The 20,431-nt window shown below is 27.6% G+C and carries 20 protein-coding genes and 2 pseudogenes; 17 read left to right on the top strand and 5 right to left on the bottom strand.

All coding sequences use genetic code 11. From position 1 onward, the window contains the following. Positions 1–64 precede the first annotated feature (64 nt). Positions 65–769, top strand: a complete 705-nt coding sequence (locus tag EPJ72_RS00655; protein WP_147730348.1) for a type II restriction endonuclease — start codon at positions 65–67, stop codon at positions 767–769. A gap of 10 nt (positions 770–779) precedes the next feature. Then, positions 780–1,997, top strand: coding sequence for an HsdM family class I SAM-dependent methyltransferase (locus tag EPJ72_RS00650; RefSeq protein ID WP_147730375.1), 1,218 nt, complete (start codon positions 780–782; stop codon positions 1,995–1,997). Here EPJ72_RS00650 and EPJ72_RS00645 read toward each other — a convergent pair whose 3' ends face one another. Both EPJ72_RS00645 and EPJ72_RS00640 read right to left on the bottom strand, forming a co-directional pair. Further along, on the bottom strand, positions 1,998–2,657 hold the full coding sequence (locus EPJ72_RS00645) for a TenA family protein (protein WP_147730347.1): 660 nt from the start codon (positions 2,655–2,657) through the stop codon (positions 1,998–2,000). A 28-nt stretch (positions 2,658–2,685) separates the two neighbouring features. Next, positions 2,686–3,372 carry a hypothetical protein gene (locus EPJ72_RS00640; protein ID WP_147730346.1) on the bottom strand — a complete coding sequence of 229 codons (687 nt, stop codon included), beginning with the start codon at positions 3,370–3,372 and terminating at the stop codon, positions 2,686–2,688. A gap of 131 nt (positions 3,373–3,503) precedes the next feature. Here EPJ72_RS00640 and EPJ72_RS00635 point away from each other — a divergent pair, with 131 nt between their 5' ends. The 9 genes from EPJ72_RS00635 (at position 3,504) to EPJ72_RS00595 (ending at position 12,100) form a co-directional block, all read left to right on the top strand. Next, on the top strand, positions 3,504–3,995 hold the full coding sequence (locus EPJ72_RS00635; protein ID WP_147730345.1) for a hypothetical protein: 492 nt from the start codon (positions 3,504–3,506) through the stop codon (positions 3,993–3,995). A 50-nt stretch (positions 3,996–4,045) separates the two neighbouring features. Further along, entirely contained in the window at positions 4,046–4,393 is a 348-nt protein-coding gene (locus tag EPJ72_RS00630; protein ID WP_242004857.1) for an META domain-containing protein, read from the top strand. 231 nt (positions 4,394–4,624) lie between these two features. Then, positions 4,625–6,217: a nickel ABC transporter substrate-binding protein gene (gene nikA, locus EPJ72_RS00625; protein ID WP_147730344.1), complete on the top strand. Its 1,593-nt coding sequence runs from the start codon at positions 4,625–4,627 to the stop codon at positions 6,215–6,217. Positions 6,218–6,290: 73 nt separating this feature from the next. Beyond that, positions 6,291–7,229, top strand: a complete 939-nt coding sequence (gene opp1B / locus EPJ72_RS00620; RefSeq protein WP_147730343.1) for a nickel/cobalt ABC transporter permease — start codon at positions 6,291–6,293, stop codon at positions 7,227–7,229. A 4-nt stretch (positions 7,230–7,233) separates the two neighbouring features. Next, positions 7,234–8,058 (top strand): nickel/cobalt ABC transporter permease, encoded by an 825-nt coding sequence (gene opp1C / locus EPJ72_RS00615; protein ID WP_147730342.1) that lies wholly within the window; start codon positions 7,234–7,236, stop codon positions 8,056–8,058. 28 nt (positions 8,059–8,086) lie between these two features. After that, a complete protein-coding gene (locus tag EPJ72_RS00610; RefSeq protein ID WP_147730341.1) occupies positions 8,087–8,911 on the top strand; it encodes an ABC transporter ATP-binding protein in 825 nt (274 codons plus the stop codon). Further along, on the top strand, positions 8,911–9,771 hold the full coding sequence (locus EPJ72_RS00605) for an ABC transporter ATP-binding protein (RefSeq protein ID WP_199749254.1): 861 nt from the start codon (positions 8,911–8,913) through the stop codon (positions 9,769–9,771). The genes EPJ72_RS00610 and EPJ72_RS00605 overlap by 1 nt, the downstream gene beginning before the upstream one ends. A 33-nt stretch (positions 9,772–9,804) precedes the next feature. After that, positions 9,805–11,139 (top strand): MATE family efflux transporter, encoded by a 1,335-nt coding sequence (locus tag EPJ72_RS00600; protein ID WP_147730340.1) that lies wholly within the window; start codon positions 9,805–9,807, stop codon positions 11,137–11,139. Then, positions 11,132–12,100, top strand: coding sequence for a M14 family metallopeptidase (locus EPJ72_RS00595; RefSeq protein ID WP_147730339.1), 969 nt, complete (start codon positions 11,132–11,134; stop codon positions 12,098–12,100). The genes EPJ72_RS00600 and EPJ72_RS00595 overlap by 8 nt, the downstream gene beginning before the upstream one ends. Positions 12,101–12,186: 86 nt before the next feature. On the opposite strand, the pseudogene EPJ72_RS00590 reads toward EPJ72_RS00595, so the two are convergent. After that, positions 12,187–12,375, bottom strand: a pseudogene (locus tag EPJ72_RS00590) (hypothetical protein); the annotation flags it as partial. A 183-nt stretch (positions 12,376–12,558) separates the two neighbouring features. On the opposite strand from EPJ72_RS00590, the gene EPJ72_RS00585 reads away from it, so the two are divergent. Together EPJ72_RS00585 and dapF are read left to right on the top strand one after the other, a co-directional pair. Further along, positions 12,559–14,784 (top strand): glycoside hydrolase family 2 protein, encoded by a 2,226-nt coding sequence (locus tag EPJ72_RS00585; protein ID WP_147730337.1) that lies wholly within the window; start codon positions 12,559–12,561, stop codon positions 14,782–14,784. A gap of 34 nt (positions 14,785–14,818) precedes the next feature. After that, complete coding sequence (dapF, locus tag EPJ72_RS00580) at positions 14,819–15,658, top strand: diaminopimelate epimerase (RefSeq protein ID WP_147730336.1); 840 nt, start codon at positions 14,819–14,821, stop codon at positions 15,656–15,658. 5 nt (positions 15,659–15,663) lie between these two features. Here the strand turns inward: dapF and EPJ72_RS00575 are convergent, their stop codons facing one another. Further along, the gene (locus EPJ72_RS00575) at positions 15,664–15,849 is read right to left on the bottom strand and encodes a (2Fe-2S)-binding protein (RefSeq protein WP_147730335.1); all 186 of its coding nucleotides are present in this window, start codon (positions 15,847–15,849) and stop codon (positions 15,664–15,666) included. A 192-nt stretch (positions 15,850–16,041) separates the two neighbouring features. On the opposite strand from EPJ72_RS00575, the gene EPJ72_RS00570 reads away from it, so the two are divergent. The 3 genes from EPJ72_RS00570 to EPJ72_RS00560 all read left to right on the top strand — a co-directional run bounded on the left by EPJ72_RS00570 (position 16,042) and on the right by EPJ72_RS00560 (position 18,556). Beyond that, positions 16,042–16,275, top strand: coding sequence for a hypothetical protein (locus EPJ72_RS00570; RefSeq protein WP_013243180.1), 234 nt, complete (start codon positions 16,042–16,044; stop codon positions 16,273–16,275). Between the two features lie 2 nt (positions 16,276–16,277). After that, on the top strand, positions 16,278–16,649 hold the full coding sequence (locus EPJ72_RS00565) for a LuxR C-terminal-related transcriptional regulator (protein WP_147730334.1): 372 nt from the start codon (positions 16,278–16,280) through the stop codon (positions 16,647–16,649). A gap of 179 nt (positions 16,650–16,828) precedes the next feature. Next, entirely contained in the window at positions 16,829–18,556 is a 1,728-nt protein-coding gene (locus EPJ72_RS00560) for a flavocytochrome c (protein ID WP_147730333.1), read from the top strand. Positions 18,557–18,701: 145 nt separating this feature from the next. Here EPJ72_RS00560 and EPJ72_RS00555 read toward each other — a convergent pair whose 3' ends face one another. Further along, on the bottom strand, positions 18,702–19,574 hold the full coding sequence (locus EPJ72_RS00555) for a flagellin N-terminal helical domain-containing protein (RefSeq protein ID WP_013243178.1): 873 nt from the start codon (positions 19,572–19,574) through the stop codon (positions 18,702–18,704). 276 nt (positions 19,575–19,850) lie between these two features. Between EPJ72_RS00555 and EPJ72_RS00550 the strand changes: the two are divergent. Next, positions 19,851–20,324: pseudogene (locus EPJ72_RS00550) on the top strand (ankyrin repeat domain-containing protein); the annotation flags it as partial. Between the last annotated feature and the right edge of the window lie 107 nt (positions 20,325–20,431).

Raw genomic sequence — 20,431 nt, 5'->3', positions numbered from 1 at the left:
TTATACATACTAACTTTTAATAGTTATATATTGACAATATTATTTTTTAAAATATATTATTAGCATGCTTAGAGATATATTTATAGATATAAGAAATAATAAAAAAGAGTGGCTAAAAAGTAAAAAAGGTATTGAGTTTGAAGATAGATTTGAGACTGCTTTAAAAAAGGTTGGCTTCAATAGAAGAAATGATATAGAAATAAAAAAAATACTTTCTATTTTAAAAAGTGATATTTTAAATAAAAAGTCTGATAAGATTATTGATAATATTTATTCTTTAGAAGATAAGAGTTTTGAAAATTGTTTTGTATCGCAGCCTTATGGAAGTCAGAATTTCCCTGATTTTCTTGTGTTTAGCAGAAAAAAAATTATATCTATAGAAATAAAATATAGTAGCAATATATCTTCAAAACCAATGTGGAATAGTAATCTTCCTAAAGCGAATTCTATTTACATATTTGGTTCTTATGGTAGGGGAGATGTTACTTTTTTTATGGGTAATGATGTGCTTCCTATGAATGAGAGAGATGAATTGATAGATTTTTTTGAAGAGATAAAAAAACTTGAAGATAGTTTTAAAAAGAAAATTAAAAGAAATAATAAAGATAATTTATTTGCATATAAGTTTGATAGGGGATTTAATGTTTATGTGAGGCGTGCTTACGAACAAAATAAGACGATAAATGAAAATGCTAAGATAGATTATTTTTTACATGAAGATAGACAAAGATGCGAAGATAATGTTATAGAGTTTTGTAATAGTTTGTAAGAGAGATATGATGATAAAAGAGTACACAAAAGAAAGTATAGATTATTTTAAAAATACAAATATAGAAAAAAGAAAAAAACTAGGACAGTACTTTACGCCAAAAAGTATAAGAGATTTACTTTTAAAAGAATTAATAAATATTTCAGAAAAAAAAGATAATGTAAGAATATTAGATCCAGCATGCGGAAGCGGAGAGTTTCTTTTATCTTGTAGAAAATATTTTAATAATGCTGAGATACATGGATTTGATATTGATGAGAGTTTAGTAGCTATATCAAAAAAAATAATAAATAATGCAGATGTTAAATGTTTAGATACTTTAAAAATTAACACTGATAAATCTATTAAATATGATTATATAATAGGAAATCCTCCATATTTTGAGTTTAAATTAGATAAAGAGCAAAAATTAAGATTTAAAGAGATTATAAGCGGAAGAGTTAATATATTTTCTTTGTTTATAAAAATAGGTTTAGAGCTTCTTAATGATGGTGGATATTTAGCCTATGTTGTGCCGCCTTCAATGAATAATGGAGCATTCTTTGCTAAATTAAGAGAATATATAATTAATAATAGCAGTATAGAATATATGCATATAGTGGAAGGCTCTGATAACTTTTATATGGCAAATCAAAAAGTGATGCTTTTAATACTCAAAAGAACTAATACTAAAAAAAATAAAAAATATATATTTTCAAAAAATGATATTACAATATTTACAGAAGATAAATTATTTTTAAACAAGGCATATAAAGACACAATTAGCTTAAAAGAAATAGGCTACTCTGTAAAAACAGGAAGTATTGCTTGGAATAAATATAAAGAAAATCTTACAGAAAGTAAAAATAATGCGATTCCTTTAATATATTCTTCTAATATAGTAAATGGAAAAATTGTTATACCAAATAAAAGAAAACTTCAATATATAAAAAATATTTCAGAAGATTTAATAATAAGAGAAGAGGTTATAGCAGTTAATAGAATCACAGGCTCTCATAAAAATATTAATATAAAGTCAGCAATAGTAAAAGAGAGTGTGTTTGTATGCGAAAATCATGTGAATATAATATATCCATTAAAGAATTATAATAAAAATTATAGCTTAGAATATATTTTTAATGCTTTAAATGATGAAACTAATATAAAAGTGTTAAGCTTAATAACAGGCAACACTCAAGTATCAAAAACAGAATTAGAAAGACTGCTTCCTATAAAAATTAAAAAATAATTATATTTTATTAAATACTTCTAAATTGTAAGCATCATTCCAGAACCTATATTCCCAAATAAAAGCAGTATCAAAAGCCTTAATCATTTTTTCTTTATTTATTTTAGAAGTTTTTGAATACATATTGTCAATAATGCTAATCATATTGTCAGTTGCTTTAGAAAACTCTTCGTCTGCATAAGTATCTATCCATTTTTTATAAGGGTTGTTTTTTGTAACAGCATTTTCTTTTATGTACTTTCCTATTTCATTGTATATCCAAAAACAAGGAAGTATAGCAGATGCTGCAACTTCTACAGATTCAGTATGTGCTGTATTTATTAAAAAACTAGTGTAGCCTAAATAGGCAGTTGTTATTTTATTTGTATTTTTAAAATTAAATAACTCTCTAAAATATTTATGAACCACCTCTTCTTCAACTATATATGAATTAATAGAAGATTGTAAAAATGTAATAGCAGTATCTGCACTATCTATTTTTGAAGATATTATTGCTAAAACTTTTGAATAATATTTTAAGTAATGAGCATCTTGTTCTATATAGTAGGCAAATTTATTTTTATCTAAAGTTCCTAACATCAATTCTTTGTTGAATGGCATATCTTTAATTTTTTGATAGTTTTTTATGTTTTTGTTCCATACTTTTTTAGAAAAATCCATTGTTAATTTCTTTAATTAGTTTTATTAATTAATAGTCTTCTGTAAAATTAAAATGTCCTGATATCTGAACACCTAAATCTATTGCTGCAAGTTTTTGTACATCTGGAGAAACTCCTTTTACTTTAACATTAGGAAAATCATAGTTAAAATAAAAACTCAAACTGCTGCTTGAATAATATTTATAGAATTTATAACCAACTACAAATTTTATATACGGTATATATAAATCATCAAATCTTTCTCTTAATCTATTATAGTTAAGAAGCTCTATTATATTATCATATCTATAGTTTCCGCCCAAAGCTATTTTTACTCCTCCTCCAACTCCAAGCATAAATCCATATATGGTAGATTCTAAATATCCTCCCACAAGTATGCTGTCAAATAAATTAGCATATTTTTTCTTAATATTATAATCTATAAAACTAAAAGCATCTCTATTATATCCAAAATCAATACCAAGTGTTATAGCAGATTGTGTTCTTGAGCTAACTATAAAATTATAAGCTGTTTGTAATATTATACCGCCTTCAAAATATGATTGACTTTGATAGTCATTTTTATTTAAACTTCCGCCGTTATTTTCTATTTTGTATTCAGGCAAGCTTCCTGCTAATGTTATAACATAGCCTAAACTAAAAAAACCTGGTGCTGAAAATAGATTGCTTACTGAAAATAAAAATAATGCAAAAAATAAAATTATAGTTTTTTTCATAAATTATCCTAAATATTTATTATATTAATAATATATAGCTATTAATTTTTTAAGTCAATTAATTAGTATATATATTGACAATATTTCCGATATTGTAAGAGAGATTTTTTATATTTTTGGGAGAATTTTATATGCCTGTTTTAACAATAGACCATGAAGAATATCCTTCAGTAATTGTTATTGAATATAATAGTTTATACAAAAATGAATTAATTAACTTTATAAAAAATATCAAGATAAAAGATAATAAAGAAATTGTCTATACTGATAATTTTTTCTATAAAATAATTAATAATAACAATCAAAATGTAGGTCTTTTAACAATAGATGGAAGAATAGAAGGTTATTATTATGTAGATAAAGAGAATATGCTTAAATACATATATATAAGCTTCCCATATAGAAGGGGAGGATTTGGTAAGCTTCTTCTTTTGCATGCAATAAAGCTTCACCCAGACATCACATTTGATAAAGGAACAAATCAGGGTTATAATAGACTTATAAGTTCGCCATTATTTGAAGATGCACTTAAAGGCAATTTATCTCCATTGGATGCAGCAAACACTATGGAATCTTTTGATGATTCTGGTTCAAGCAAAGAAGGAGAGCTTACATTATTTTAAAAAATATTATAATACTATTTTTTCTAGTTTTTATATCTTGCAAACATAATATGCTCTTTGTGCAAGAAGATTCTAAAGAAGTTGAAAAGATAAAAGTATATAAACTTGTCAATATTTATAGTTATATGAATATTACTATTAGTATTGATAAAAATAAAATATATGGTAAGTCTTCAATTAATGAGTATTGGGCAGATTGCAAAATAGAAAATGATAAAATTTCAATATCTATGATAAATACCACAAGAAAAACTGCTGACTCAAAAAAAAGAAATGCAGAGGGTGAATATTTGTCAATTCTTCAAACAGCTTATTCTTTTAATATAACAGATAATACGTTAACAATATACACAACATTTAGAGATGAACCTTTAATATATGAAGAGATAAAATATTAAGTTTTTGTAATTTTAAGGTCTATATTTTTTTGTAATAAATATTAAAATTAAAGTATAATTAAAGTTTTTTATAGCAATTGAGTTGTATTTTACGTATATTGAGTAGTATTTTATCTATTTCACACATCTAAAAATTTGTTCTATATCACTAATAATGTGTTGACATTTATATATTATATGTTAGAATACACTAACAAAATATATTAGTAACAAAACAATGGAGATTCTAAAATGAAAAATAAAATAATTAAAAATCTGCTTTTCAGCATATTATTATTAATGCTTTTTGTAAATTGTTCTGGAAGTTCAGATACGGCAGAAAGTAACAGAAAACTTAATAATGAAGAGTTAATATTTGTAAACTATAGAGATATAAGGGATTTAAATCCGCATTTATATGCTGGGGAGATGTATGCACAAGAGATGCTTTATGAAACATTAGTTAATATCGGAGAGAATGGATACGAGCCTTGTCTTGCTGAAAGCTGGAATATTAGTGAAGATGGAAAAGTATATACATTTAATATTAGAAAGAATGTTTATTTTTCTGATGGTGAGATATGTGATGCTAATGCTATAAAGGCTAATTTTGATGCTATTATAGAAAATAAAGAAAGACATACATGGCTTGAAATGATGCATATATTAGATAAAGTTGAGGCTATTGATGATTATACTTTAAAAATAACTTTAACTTCTCCATATTATCCTATGCTTACAGAATTAGGAGTTACAAGACCATTTGCTATGATATCTCCAAAGGCTATGAAAAATGGTTCTACAAAGAATGGAGTTAATGAATATATAGGTACAGGGCCTTATGTATTAAAAGAATATGAAACTGATAAATATGCTGTTTTTGAAGCTAATACTAATTATTGGGGAGAAGAGCCTAAAATTAAAAGAATAAGAGTAAAAGTTATACCTGATAATCAAACTAGACTACTAGCTTTAGAAAAGGGAGAGATAGATTTAATATTTGGTAAAAACATGATAGACTCTGATGCTATCAATAAATATAAAAATGATTCTAAATTTGTATCATCTCTATCAGCACCTACTTCAACAAGACAAATAGTATTAAATACAACTCATTCTATATTATCTAATAGCAATGTTAGAAAAGCATTGCAGCATGCTACTGATAAAAAAGCTATATCAGATGGAATATTTTATGGTTTAGAGCCTCCTGCTGATACACTTTTCTCAAGAACTGTAGCATATTGCGATATAGAACTTACTCCTTATGAGTATAATATGGATAAAGCAAATCAATTATTAGAAGAAGCTGGTTGGGTTGTTGGCAATGATGGAATAAGAGAAAAAGACGGACAAAGATTAAGTTTAAATCTTTTATATAATAGTGATAGTGTAACAGAAAAAACAATATCAGAATATTTACAGTCTGAGTATGCTAAAATAGGAGTTGAAGTTAATATTACAGGAGAAGAAGAGCAATCTTATAGAGATAATATGAAGGCTGGTAATTTTGATATGGTGTTTAATATTTGTTGGGGCTCTCCTTATGACCCGCAATCATCATTAGCAGCTATGCGTCAGAGGGTATATGGCGATTATGCAGCTCAGCAGGGTTTGCATGACAAAAAAGAAATTGATGAAGCTATAACAAAGATTCTTTTGAGTGTAGATGAAAATGAAAGAAAAGAGCTTTATAATTTCGTTCTCACTAGACTTCATGAAGATGCTGTTTATATACCGCTTACTTATGAATGTAACAAGGCGGTTTATACATCAGATTTAAAAAATGTTAAGTTTGCTCAAACTCAATATGAAGTTCCTTTTTGGCTAATGTATTTTAATTAATAGATTTCATCGCTGCAAATTATAATTAATAGTTTGCAGCATACAATTATATATAAAAAAAGAGGTTTTCATTATGAAAGCATATATTATAAAAAGGGTATTAGTTACAATACCGCTTTTATTTGGAATTACTTTGCTAAGTTTTTTCTTTATCAATCTAATACCATCAGACCCAGCCGAAGTTGTTTTGAGAGTTCAGCAAATTCCCATTATATCTGATGAAGCAATAGAACAAATGCGTGAAGAATTGGGCTTAAACGAACCTTTTTTTGTTAGATATTTTAGATGGATATTAGATTTTTTAAGATTAGATTTGGGTGTAAGCTATACTAATCCTTCAAGAACAGTGGTAGGAGAAATAGCAAGATCATTACCTGCCACATTGCAATTAGCATTTCTTTCTCTGATATTTGTAGTAGTTTTGAGTTTGCCTATTGGTTTTTTTAGTGCCGTCTATAAAGATAGCATTTTTGATAGAGTTATTAGATTTATAGTATTTGCAACAACTGCTATGCCTGCTTATTGGGTTGGGCTTTTATTAATATGGCTTGTTAGTATAAAACTTGATTTGCTCCCTACAAGCGGGAGCGGAACTTGGAGTCATGCTATACTTCCCGCAATAACAATATCAATAACATACATATCCACATATATAAGGCTTATAAGAAATAATATGCTTGAAAATATGAAAGAAGATTATGTATTATATGCAAATGCTAGAGGATTAAATCAAAGAATAATATTAGTAAAACATATATTAAAAAACTCTCTTCAATCATGCATTACAGCAATAGGGATGAGTATACCTCAATTAATATCGGGTACTATAGTTGTTGAAAATGTATTTGCTTGGCCCGGTGTTGGAAGACTATGCATAGCTTCTATATTTAATAGAGATTATCCTGTTATACAAGCTTATATATTAATGACGGGTATTTTATTTGTATTTTTCAATTTGATTTTTGATATTATACAAAGAGTAGCTGATCCTAGACTTAGAATAGGAGAGTAATAAAATGTTAAAAAGATTTTTAGAAAATAAGATGGCATTAGGCTGTACGGTATTTATATTAATTATTGCCTTAATAGGAATATTTGCTCCGTTAATTGCTCCAAATGATCCTTATGCAAATAATATATTAAATAAATTTGCAAGTATATCAAAAGAATATCCATTAGGAACAGATCAGCTTGGAAGATGTATATTATCAAGAATGATATATGGAATAAGATACACTTTATTTTTATCTTTACTCACTATGCTTGGAACTATAGCACTTGGCACTTTAATGGGAATACTTGCTGGATATTTTAAAGGTGCTGTTGATGAGATAATAATGAGAATAGTAGATGTTATGCTTTCTTTTCCAAGTCAGATAATGATACTTGCAGTTGTTGCTTTATTAGGAGTTGATATTGCAAATGTTATTATAGCTAATGTATTTATAAAATGGGCATGGTATTCAAGAATGATAAGAACGAATGTACTTAAATATAGAGAAAAGAACTTTGTTTTATTTTCAAAAACTATAGGTTCTTCTTCAAGATTTATATTATTTAATCATATGATTCCTTCAATATCGTCAGAAATGATAGTACTTGCAACTTTAGATACAGGGTGGGCTATATTAAATATTTCAACATTATCTTTTTTGGGGTTAGGTGTGCAGGCTCCTATACCTGAATGGGGTGCTATGCTTAATGAAGCAAAAAATGTAATGACTACAAATCCTAAGCAGATGATAGTTCCAGGAGTTGCGATAGTATTTTTGGTAGCTTCATTCAATCTCCTTGGAGATGCTTTAAGAGATGTTCTTGACCCTAAAGAAAGCAGGGCATAATTTTATTATTTATTAAATAGGATTAAATATGAATGAAAATATTTTAGAAGTAAAAAATCTCAATGTTTATTTTAGAGAAAAAAACAATAATATAAAAATAATAGATGATGTTTCTTTTTCTGTTAAAGAAAGCGAATGTTTAGGCATATTAGGAGAAAGCGGAAGCGGCAAGAGTATGACCATAAAATCAATACTTCGTTTGCTTGATAATAATTTTCGTGTAGAAGGTGAGGCTCTTTTTAACAATATTGATTTAATAAAAGAGAGTTCTGGAAACATAAGAAAATTAAGGGGAAATAAAATATGTATGATACTTCAAAATCCTATGACATGTTTTGATCCTTTATACAGAATATACAATCAAATGCAGGAAACTTTTTTAGAGCACACGGATTTAAATAAAAAACAAATATATCAAAAATGTATAGATACTCTAAATATAATGAAAATAAGAAATCCAGAAGATACAATAAAAAAATATCCTCATCAGCTTAGCGGAGGCATGCTTCAAAGAATAATGATAGGATTAGCATTATCATTAAACCCTAAACTTATAATAGCTGATGAACCTACTACTGCAATAGATTCTATTAGTCAAAATACTATTATGAATGAATTTTTGAGAATAAAAAAAGAGAATAAAGTTTCTATGCTTTTCATATCGCATGACTTAGGAATATTATCCAAAATATCAAACAAAATGATAGTAATGAAAAAAGGAAGAATATTGGAAAATGCTTCTGTAGGAGACATTATATTTAACAGCAAAGATGAATATACAGCTTCTCTGGTATCAAAAAGAATGTCTGTTATGAAAAAGTTTAATGAAATAGTTTATGGAGATGCAATATAATGACAAATGAGAAAATAATATTAGAAGCAAAAAATATAAAAGTAAGTTTTAGAAAGGAAAATCAAAAAAAAGTTTTTGGTAAAGAAAGACAGACTGTATTAAATAATGTTTCTTTTTATTTAAAAAAGGGAGAATGTCTTGGTATTATAGGAGAGAGCGGAAGCGGTAAAAGCACATTAGGAAAGGTTATATTAGGACTTCAAAGACCTGAGAATGGGAAAGTTATTATAGATAATATAGACCTCTATAAATATAAAAACAAAATGAATAAAAAATTAAGATATGATATAAGTGTTGTGTTTCAAGATTATGTATCTTCTGTTAATCCTAGATTTACGGTTATGAGAACTTTAGATGAAGCTATTAATGTTCATACTATCAATACAGGAGAGCAACTTGATAAAATAAACAGAAGAAACATGGCTATAGAGCTTTTAAATAATGTAGGGTTAGATGAAAGTTTTTTGAAGAGATATCCTCATGAATTAAGCGGAGGGCAATTGCAAAGAATTTGTATAGCTAGGGCAGTAGCGGTTCACCCAAAAATAATTTTATTAGATGAAGCAGTAAGTTCATTAGATGTTTCTACACAAACTCAGCTTATGGATTATTTAATAAAGTTAAGAAATATATATGGTTTTTCTTATATATTTATTACTCATGATTTATCTACTATAACATATTTATGTGATAGAGTGTTATTTTTTAATAGCGGAAATATTGTAGAAGAAGTAGATGATATAAAAAATCTTAATAATGTAAAAACAGAATATGCTTTAGAGCTTCTTAATAGTGTAAAAACATTTGATATAGTGAATATAGCAAGAGAATTAAGAAAAGAAGAATATATTGCAATATGATTTTTTCAATTATAAAAATATAAAAATTATAAAATGAATAATGATACAAAACAATTAATAAAAGATTCAGATTATATAAAAATATTAATACCTTTTGTAATATCCACAATGACACAACCTCTTTTAGGTGCAGTAGACACAGCTGTTGCTGGAAGATTAGGCAATCCAATATATATAGCTGGTGTATCGGTTGGAAGTGTTGTTTTTAATACTATATATTGGGTATTTGGTTTTCTTAGAGTAAATACTACTTCATTTAGTGCTATTGCATTAGGTACAGGAAAAAAAGAAGATAGAGCTTTTGCTTTTTTTCAGCCTTTATATATTGCATTATCAATATCATTTATAATACTAATATTTCAAAGAGTTATTAGTTTTTATGCAAAAAATAGTTTTGATTTAGAAATAGGGGCATTAGAAGCTTTTAATATATATTATAATGTGCTTATATGGGGGGCTCCATTTTTATTATCTAATTATGTGATGTTAGGCTGGCTTATGGGGCAGAGAAAAGTTAAGGCTTCTTTAATAATGCAAATAAGCGGAAATTTATTAAATATGATATTGGATGTAATATTTGCTTTATCATTATCTATGGGGGTATTGGGTATAGCAATTGCAACTTTAATATCTCAATTAACTTCTTTTTTTATTGGTGTGTTTTTTATTTTAAGATATGGAAATTTTGGAAAAGTTAATTTAAAAGATTTTACTGATTTATCTAAAATGAAAACTTCTTTAATTTCAAATTTATATCTTATGCTTAGAACAATATGTTTACTAATTCAAATAAATATTTTTACATCAAAAAGTGCTTCATTGGGAACCATATTAATTTCATCAAACTCTATACTTCTTCAAATACAATCAATAATATCGTATATGTTTGATGGAATTGCTAATACTTCAAGTGTTTATAGCGGCAGAGCTTTTGGATTAAAAAACTCAACTTTATTAAAATATGCAATAATAAAAAATATTAAATATGGATTTATATTTGTAATATTATTAACAACTTTATATTTAATTTTTAATAAAACATTTATTAATTTATTTACAGATAATATTGAAGTTCTAAATTATAGTTATAAATATTATTTTTGGGTAGCATTATATCCTACTATTTCTGCTTTGGGGCTTACACTTTATGGAATATTTACAGGGGCTTCTTTTAATAGGGCAGTGTTTATATCTACTTTTTTGAGTTTAATATTATTTTTAGCTGTGCTTTTTATAAGTTTTGATTATTTAAACAATAATGGGCTTTGGATTGCATTACTTTCTTTTTATTTTGGCAGAAGTATTTTTATATTACCTTTTATAAAAAGTTTATTTAAAAAAATTGATAATGGAGTAAAAAATGAATAAAATAAAAAAAGAAATTAAAAAGTTTATATGTAAGACTACAGGAGAAGAAATAATTTTTCCTATTGCATATGTAGAAGGCGAAACAAATAACAATGATAAAACTTTAGCTATTATAGGCGGGATGCATGGAAGTGAATTTACAGGAATAGAGGCTGCTATAAGATTATTAAATGATTTGGAATCAAATAAATTGCAAGTTAAAGGGAAATTAATAATAACTACAATATTTAATATACCTGCTTTTAGAGAGAATAGAGCTTTTATTGTACCTAATGATAATAAAAATCCATTAAGACTTTTTCCAGGTGAAGAGTATGGAAGTTATACCGAAGCTATGGATTATTATTTTTGGAATGAAATATTAAAAGATGCTCACTACTCTATAGAACTTCATGGAGGGGACATACCTGAATCAATAGCTAATTGTATTTATATTCCTATAGTTGGTATAGAAGAAACAGATAATATATCAAGAAAGATGGCTGAAGTATATAATATAAAATATATAATAGATACTAAAATGAACAAAGATAATAAATATGGGGGAGCTTATAGCAGATTAGCTTTTAGAGGTATTCCTTCTATACTTACTGAAGCTGGAGGCAACGGTATATTAGATGAAGAGAATGTTCAAGTTCATTATGATGGAATAAAAAATATTATGATTTATTTAGATATGTTATGCGATGAAAAAATAAAAGATACAGAAGAGAGAGTTATATTAAATTATACTGCTTCTATAAAGGCTGATTGTTATGGTATGTGGTATCCTATTGTAAAAACAGAGGATATTGTTAAAAAAGGAGATAAGGTTGGAGAAATAAAAGATTATTTTGGTAAAAAAATTAAAGACATAGTATCAGATTATGACGGTGTTGTTTGTATTTTAAAGACAAATCCATCTTTACAAATAGGGGATTCTTTAATAGAGATAAATGAAATAGAAGAAATAAAAAAATAAGTTTAATATGCACAGGGGACAAATATATTGCAGTTAGGAATTCCTTAATTTATAAAAGTAAACAAAAGACGTATTATAATTTAAAGCAGAATGTTTTTATTAGCTTTAAATTTAGTAGATTTAGGTTTTATAATAGAACAAGTTTCTAATTGTCTTTTCCAATAATAATATGTTCTAATACTAATATGATATTTAAAAGCTAATATTTCTTTATTTTTAACTTTATTTATTTTTATAACTATCTTTTTTCTTTGATTTGAAGTATATTCTTTCATAGGTATTCCTTTAAATTTGGGCTATTTATATTATAAGGAATACCTACTTTTTTAAACTAAAAAATGTCCAATATCTCATACTCCTAAACAAAAAATGATAAAATTATAATTGATTTTTTGTTGTTTAAATAATAAAATCTATACTTAATAAAAAATTATTTATCCTTATCGGAGTAAAATATTATGATAAAAGTAATTGATTTTAACACTAATTGGAAGTTTTTAGATAAATGGAATGATGATATAAAAAACACCATTAAAAAAACAACAAGTGTAACTTTACCTCATACTGTAAAAGAAATACCGCTTCATTATTTTGATGAATCTGATACTTGGATTGTTGCCGGATATCAAAATATATTTAATTATAATAAGAAAGATTTTGTAAATAAGAGAGTTTTAATTAATTTTGAAGGAGTAATGGCTGCTGCAGAAGTATTTATTAATGGCAAAAGTTTCGCAGAACATAAGGGGGGATATTTGCCTTTTGTTCATGATATTACAGACTCTTTAATTGAGGGAGATAATATTATAGCAGTTAAAGTTGATAGTACAGAGAGAAAAGATATTCCTCCTTTTGGAAATGAAATAGATTATTTATGCTACGGCGGTATATATAGAGAAGTACAAATTATTATAGTTGATGAAGTTTCTATAGAGAATGTTATGATTATAGGTGACGCTAAACAAAATATTATTGGAAAAGTGAGAATAAGAAATAGCAAAAAAGAAAACAAAAAAGAAACTTTATTTATTAATCTTTATAATAGAGAATATCATATATGCGAGATAAAAAAAGAAATTACTCTAAAAAAAGATGAATTATTTACTGATATAAATATAAAAGAATATATTGATACTGACAGAATAGAGCTTTGGGATATTGATAATCCTAGACTTTATAGACTTGAGGCTTCTCTTTCTAATGAAGATACTATTAGTGTAAGTATTGGTTTTAGAGATGTTGAATTTAGAGATAACGGATTTTTTTTGAATGGTAAAAAAATAAAATTAAGAGGATTAAACAGACATCAGAGTTTTCCCTATGTTGGTTATGCTATGCCTGAGAGAATGCAGAAAAAAGATGCTGATATATTAAAGTTTGATTTGGGAGTTAATATAGTTCGTTCATCTCATTATCCTGCTTCAAGACATTTTTTAGACAGATGCGATGAAATAGGGTTGATGGTTTTTGAAGAGATACCTGGCTGGCAGCATATAGGTGATAAAGATTGGCAAAAGGTTTCTATAGAAAATGTAAAAGACATGATAGAGAGAGATTTTCATCATGCTTCTATAATTATATGGGGAGTGAGAATCAATGAGAGTCAGGATAATCATAGCTTTTACAAAGAAACTAACAAAGTAGCTCACAAGTTAGATAAAACAAGACAAACAGGCGGAGTTAGATATATAATGGGAAGCGAGCTTTTAGAAGATGTATATACTATGAATGACTTTAATTGCGATGGAGTTAATGACCCTATAAGAGCTCAAAAGTTTGTAACAAAATTAGATAAAAATGTGCCTTATATGATAACAGAGTATAATGGACATATGTTCCCTACAAAGATGCAAGACTCTGAGGAGCGTTTGATTGAGCATACTAAAAGACATTTTGATGTTATTAATGCTGTTGCTATAGATGACAGTATATCTGGTTCTACTGGCTGGTGTGCTTTTGATTATCATACTCATTATGATTTTGGTTCGGGTGATAGAATATGTTATCATGGCGTTTGCGATATGTTTAGAAATAAAAAATTGGCTGCAAGTGTATATTCTTCTCAGATGAATAAAAAAGATTGTGTTGTATTAGAGCCTATTACTATATATGCAAGAGGTGAAAGAGCTATAGGGGGAATATCTCCTTTAATGGTTGCTACAAATTGTGATTATGTGGAGTTTTATTATAAGAATGAATTACTAGCAAAAGAATATCCTGCTTCTGCAAAATATCAAGGATTAAAGCATGCTCCTGTTATTATACAAATGGAGAGAAATATTCCCGGTGTTAGTGCTATGAATTGGGAAGATGCTAAAGTTGTAGGATATATTGATAGTAATCCTGTAATAGAAAAACATTTCTTAAAAAATCCTACTTTCAAAGAGTTGGAAGTAATTGCTGATGATAAAGAAATTAATGCTGTAAGCAATGGTTCTGCATGGGATGCTACAAGAATAACAGTAAAAGCTATTGACTCTATAGGAAACAGACTTCCATATATTAACGAAGCTATAAAAATAGAAGTTAAAGGCTCTGGTTCTTTAATAGGAAATGATAACCCTGTACTTGAGGGCGGATATTACTCTTTCTGGGTGAAATCTAATAACAAGAAAGGCTCTATAATAGTTACTGTTTCAAACAGCAGGGTAAAAGACAAAACTATAGAAATTAAAGTAAAATAAATAAATATTTTTTTATGTTTTGGAGTTTATTGTTATGACTTTGAATTTTACTAAAATGCATGGCATAGGTAATGATTATATATATATAGATTGTTTTAAAGAGAGTTTTACAGTTGAAGATGCCAAAAAATATTCTCCAATTTTGAGTCATAGACATTATTCTATAGGTGCTGATGGTATTATTTTAATAATGCCTAGTAAAATAGCTGATGTAACTATGAGAATGTTTAATTATGATGGCTCTGAGTCTGAAATGTGCGGAAATGGCATAAGATGTGTTGCAAAATATGCTTATGATAATGATATATCAAAAAATAACCCAATGAAAATAGAAACTTTAAGAGGGGTTCTTGAGGCTAATTTATTTATAAAGAATGATGAAGTTGATAGCGTTGAGATAAATATGGACTCTCCTATACTTGAAGGCTTAAAAATACCAACTACTATAGATAAAACTCCAATAATAGATGAGCCTATTAATTTTAATGGAAAAACTTATTATTTTACTTGTGTATCTATGGGCAATCCTCATTGTGTGATATTTGTAGATGATGTAAAAAATATGAGAATTGATGATATTGGAAGTTTTATTGAAAATAATCCTATATTTCCAAATAGAACAAATGTAGAGTTTGTGCAGGTTATAAGTAGAGGAGAAGTTATACAGAGAACTTGGGAGAGGGGAAGCGGTGAGACTTTGGCATGCGGTACAGGTGCTTCTGCCGTTTGTGTGGCTGGATTTATAAGTAAAAGAACTGACAATATTATACTCAATCACCTTTTGGGGGGGGGGTTGATATTAACTTATAAAGATAATACAGTTTTTATGAAAGGCGAAGCAAGATACGCATACAGAGGCTATGTAGAATTATAATGCTTTTATCTTAAATTATCTTTAAATAGCTCCTTTAAACGATTTCTACATCCACCGCAAATTGTGCCTGCTTTTGTCTTCTTTACTATATCTCTTAATGTCTTTAATCCATATTCTTTTTTTAATGTTTCTATCTCTTCAATAGATAATTCTTTACATTTACATATATATTTACTATCTTCTTTTATCATTATACTACTCTTACTATTTATTATGATTTATAAACCATTCTAATCGAAAAATAAAAAAATATCAAAAGCATAAAAAACATAAAAAATGTTAAAAAACATCAAAATGGGTATTGAAAAAAAACGATATATGATATATAAAACTACTATAGTAATATACAGTATATTACTATACATTAGTTTGGGAGAGCTATTATGAATAAACCGCCAACAAGAAAGTTTAAAAATTATAACAAAAAACTTGTAAAAATAATACTAGATAATATTGACGATGATGATTATTTTTACAATAAAAAGGTTAATTGGGAGGATTGGGTTATAATGAGGGTAGATGTTGATAATGCTGTAAAGAAACTTAATTTTGATACATCTATTGAATATTCAGCTATGCTTTTAGAAGATATTTTATATGTATTAAAGGAGTATTAACAATGTGTAATTTATGTCCTAAATATAATACTTGTGTAAAATTATGCGATGAGATGTTAAAGAAGATTAGATATGGAAAGAGGGAGTTTAAGAAAAATAGGGATTATAGCAGGGAAGTGGTTTTAACAGATAAAGACTTAGAGAATATACTTTATACAAATAGTTTAAGTTATGTAGAATATGAGAGGCTTTCAAATTTGGTTGTGGCGATACTTTCACCAAAGCAAAAACAGTTATTAAAATTATTTTCTGAAGGTAAGAGCCAAAGAGAGTTAGCTAAGATTTTTAATGTTAGCCAATCATCTATATCACAGAGTTTACAGGCTATAAAGAAGGAGATATCAAATCAATTCAAGATGGTTATAAATAGCTAATATAATAATTTAGTAATATAGTTTAAGTTTATAAAAGTTTATAAATTTTGATAATTATAATAATTTTGTTATTTTTTATACTTTAAAATAATAGAATTGTAATAAAAATATAAAAACAAATTGACAATGCTAATCTTTTTTTATATAATTAATTTATCTAAATATTAAGGAGTTTTTTAATGAAAAAAACTATTTTTTTAGCATTATTAACTTTATCATTACTGATTAGTTGCGGAGATTCTCAAAAAAGTTCTTATGCAGATGGGGTTTATGAAGGTTCTGCTATGGGACATCAAGGAGAGATAAAAGTTTCCGTTACAATATCAAATAATAAGATAGAGAAAATAGATGTATTAGAAAAAGCTGATAGTGATTTTTCTGATATGGCTGTAAAAAAAGTTATAGATGAAACTATTAAAAAGAATACTATAGATGGAGTAAATACTGTAAGTGGAGCAACTAGAACTACTAAAGGTGCTATAGAGGCTATTACAGTGGCATTGAGTCAGGCTGGAACTATAGGGGAATCTTCAAAAGAAGCTATAGTAAAAGAAGATGTTACAATAGATACAGATGTTTTAGTTATAGGGGCAGGCGGAGCAGGTATGAGTGCTGCTTTAAGTGCTAAAGAAAGCGGACTTGATGTTACATTAATAGAAAAGATGGTTTATTTAGGCGGAAATACTGTAAGAGCTAAAGGCGGATTGAATGCTGCTGAAACTAAATATCAAAAATCACTCGGTATTGCAGATAGTATTCAGACATTTATAGATGATACTATGAAAGGCGGAAAAAATATAAATGATCCTGAATTGGTTGCTTATTTAGCAAAAAATTCTTCTGATGCTATAGAATGGTTAGACAGTATGGGAATAAGTTTAAAATCAGTAGTATCTAGCGGCGGAGCTAGCAGACCAAGAATGCATGCTCCTGAAGGAGGCTCAGATGCAGGAAAATATATCATTGCAGGACTTCAAAAGCAATTAGAGCCTAAAGGCATAAATATATATACTGAAACTAAAGCCACTGAAATAATTATGAAAGATGGGAAAGCTGCTGGTGTTATAACTGAAACTCCTAATGGAAAAATGACTATAAATGCTAAAGCTGTGATAATTGCTACAGGCGGATTTAGTGCCAATGAAGAATTGTATACCAAATATAAGCCTGAATTAAAAGGTTTCATTACTACAGGTCATCCTGGCGGAACAGGCGATGGTATATTTATGGCAGAAAAAGTTGGGGCTGCTTTGGTTGATATGGAACAAATACAGATTCACCCTACAGTTGAGCAATCAAAAAGCGAGCTTGTTACAGAAGGATTAAGAGGAAGGGGAGCTATACTTGTAAATCAGGAAGGAAAGAGATTTGGAGATGAAATGGCTACTAGAGATGTTGTTTCTGCTGATGTATTAGCTCAGCCTGGAAGTTATGCTTATATCATATTTGATAACAATTTAAGAAAAAATATGGCTACTGTTGAATCAATGGTTGCTCTTGGAATAGTTACTGAAGCTGCTACTTATGAAGAGCTTGCTAAAAAATTAAATATTCCAACTGATGCTTTTAAAGCTACTATGGATAAATGGAATAATGATGTTAAGGCTAAAAATGATACTGAATTTGGAAGAACTCAGGCTATTGATTGGAGTTTAGAAGAGGCTCCTTATTATGCTATAAAAATTGCTCCTGCCGTACACCATACTATGGGAGGTATAAAAATTAATACTAATGCTGAAGTTATAGGAACAAATAATACTGCCATAGCTGGACTTTATGCTGCTGGTGAGGTTACTGGAGGTATACATGGTGCTAATAGACTTGGCGGTAATGCTATAGCCGATATTATTATTTTTGGAAGACAGGCTGGAAAAAATGCTGCTAATTATATACAGTCTAATAAATAATATTTTATAGAAAATGTTTTAAGGCTTGTGAGTATATATACTTGCAAGCCATTTTTTATATATATTTTATTATTTATTTTGCATTAAAAAAGGGCGAAGCTAAAAAATAGCATCACCCTTTTTATTTTAAGCTATTAGGCTATTATTATTGTAATAATCTAAGAGCACCTTGTGGTAACTGATTAGCTTGAGCAAGCATAGACAAGTTAGCTTGATTAAGAATTTGATCTTTAGCAAGTTTAACTGAAGCTTCAGCCATATCTGTATCACGAATTCTGCTTTCAGAAGCCTGCATATTTTCAAAGCCTACCATTAAGCCTTGAGCAGTCATTTCTAATCTGTTCTGATAAGCACCTAAGTCAGCTCTTTGTTTTAATACTTTAAGAAGAGCTTCATCAACCATACCTATAACTGTATTAGCTTTATTAGGGCTAGAAACACTAATGAAAGTAGCAGTAGTAGCAGGTCCAACTGGATTTTTAAGTCCAAGAGCTTGGCTGTTCATAGTACCAATATAAACACGTTTTCTTTCGTCCATATTAGCACCGATATGTAACCACATAGAAGCTGTAGGAGTATTTTCTCCTGTAGATCTAGCAAATCTTCCAGTCAACATGTTAAGTTTGTTGAATTGAGCTTGTGAAGCAACTCTGTCGATTTCATCTACTAATTGAGAAACTTCGATTTGTACATAAAGTCTGTCTTCATCTGTGTAGATACCGTTAGCTGCTTGTATAGCTAATTCACGAATTCTTTGAAGGATATTAGTAGTTTCTTCCAAGTAACCTTCTGTTGTTTGAATGAAAGATATACCGTCTTGAGTGTTTCTTTCAGCTTGACGTAAACCGCGAATCTGAGTTCTCATTTTTTCAGATACTGCTAATCCGCTAGCATCATCTCCAGCTTGGTTGATTCTCATACCGCTAGATATTTGAGCTGCGTCTTTTCTTAAATCTACTTGGCGGAATTTAAGAGTTCTTTGTGCATTTATTGCACTTATATTATTATTGATAACCATATGGTTCCTCCGTGAAAATTGTTTATTAGTCCGTCCTTGAACTAGTATATATTATCGGCTGCTATCAATTAATTATTAATTTTTTTTGCTTACTTTAGATATTTTTTTATAATTTTTTGTAAAATGTTATGTTTATTATGTAATTATAAACTTTTCTTTGTGTTTTTTACTTTATAAACATATATTTATTGATATTTCTTCATTTTTAAATATACTATCTATAAGTATTATACAACTTTATTTTTTGTTTAAAAAATTATAAATTTAGGATTTATGATGTTTACAAATAGAGAAAAAATTGAATTTTTCAATGCTGTAGAAGAGGGCGATATTGAGCAAATAAAATATTTATTGAATAAAAATAATTATGTAAATATAAATGTATTTGGAATAGCAAAAATATTAATTGAAAATAATAAAAATGATATTGAAAAAAAAGATATTGAAATAGATTTTAAGAATAAAGAAGGATACACTCCTTTAATGATTGCCTCTTATAAAGGAAATACTGATATAGTAAAACTTTTATTGGAGTATAATGCTTCTGTAGATATAACTAACAATTATAATTATACTGCTTTGATATATGCATGTATTTATGGCAATTTAGATGTCGTTAAAATTCTTCTTGAACATAAAGCTGATATGTATATAGAAACTAAATTAGAAAAAAATTATTTAACAACATTGATGATAGCTTGCAGTCAAAATTATACTGAAATAGTGAGAATGTTTAGGAGTATGAGATATTGGACATTTTTTAGTATAAAAAAAGCAGTATCCTTGTTATAATATTTTGAACATAAAACAAATAAAAAGGATGCTACTATGAAAAGAGATTATAGCACAGAATTTAA

This window comes from Brachyspira pilosicoli (assembly GCF_008016535.1).
Classification (GTDB): Bacteria; Spirochaetota; Brachyspiria; order Brachyspirales; family Brachyspiraceae; genus Brachyspira; species Brachyspira pilosicoli_A.
The sequence above is the reverse complement of the archived record's forward strand: the minus strand, read 5'-3'. Positions and strand labels throughout refer to the sequence as shown.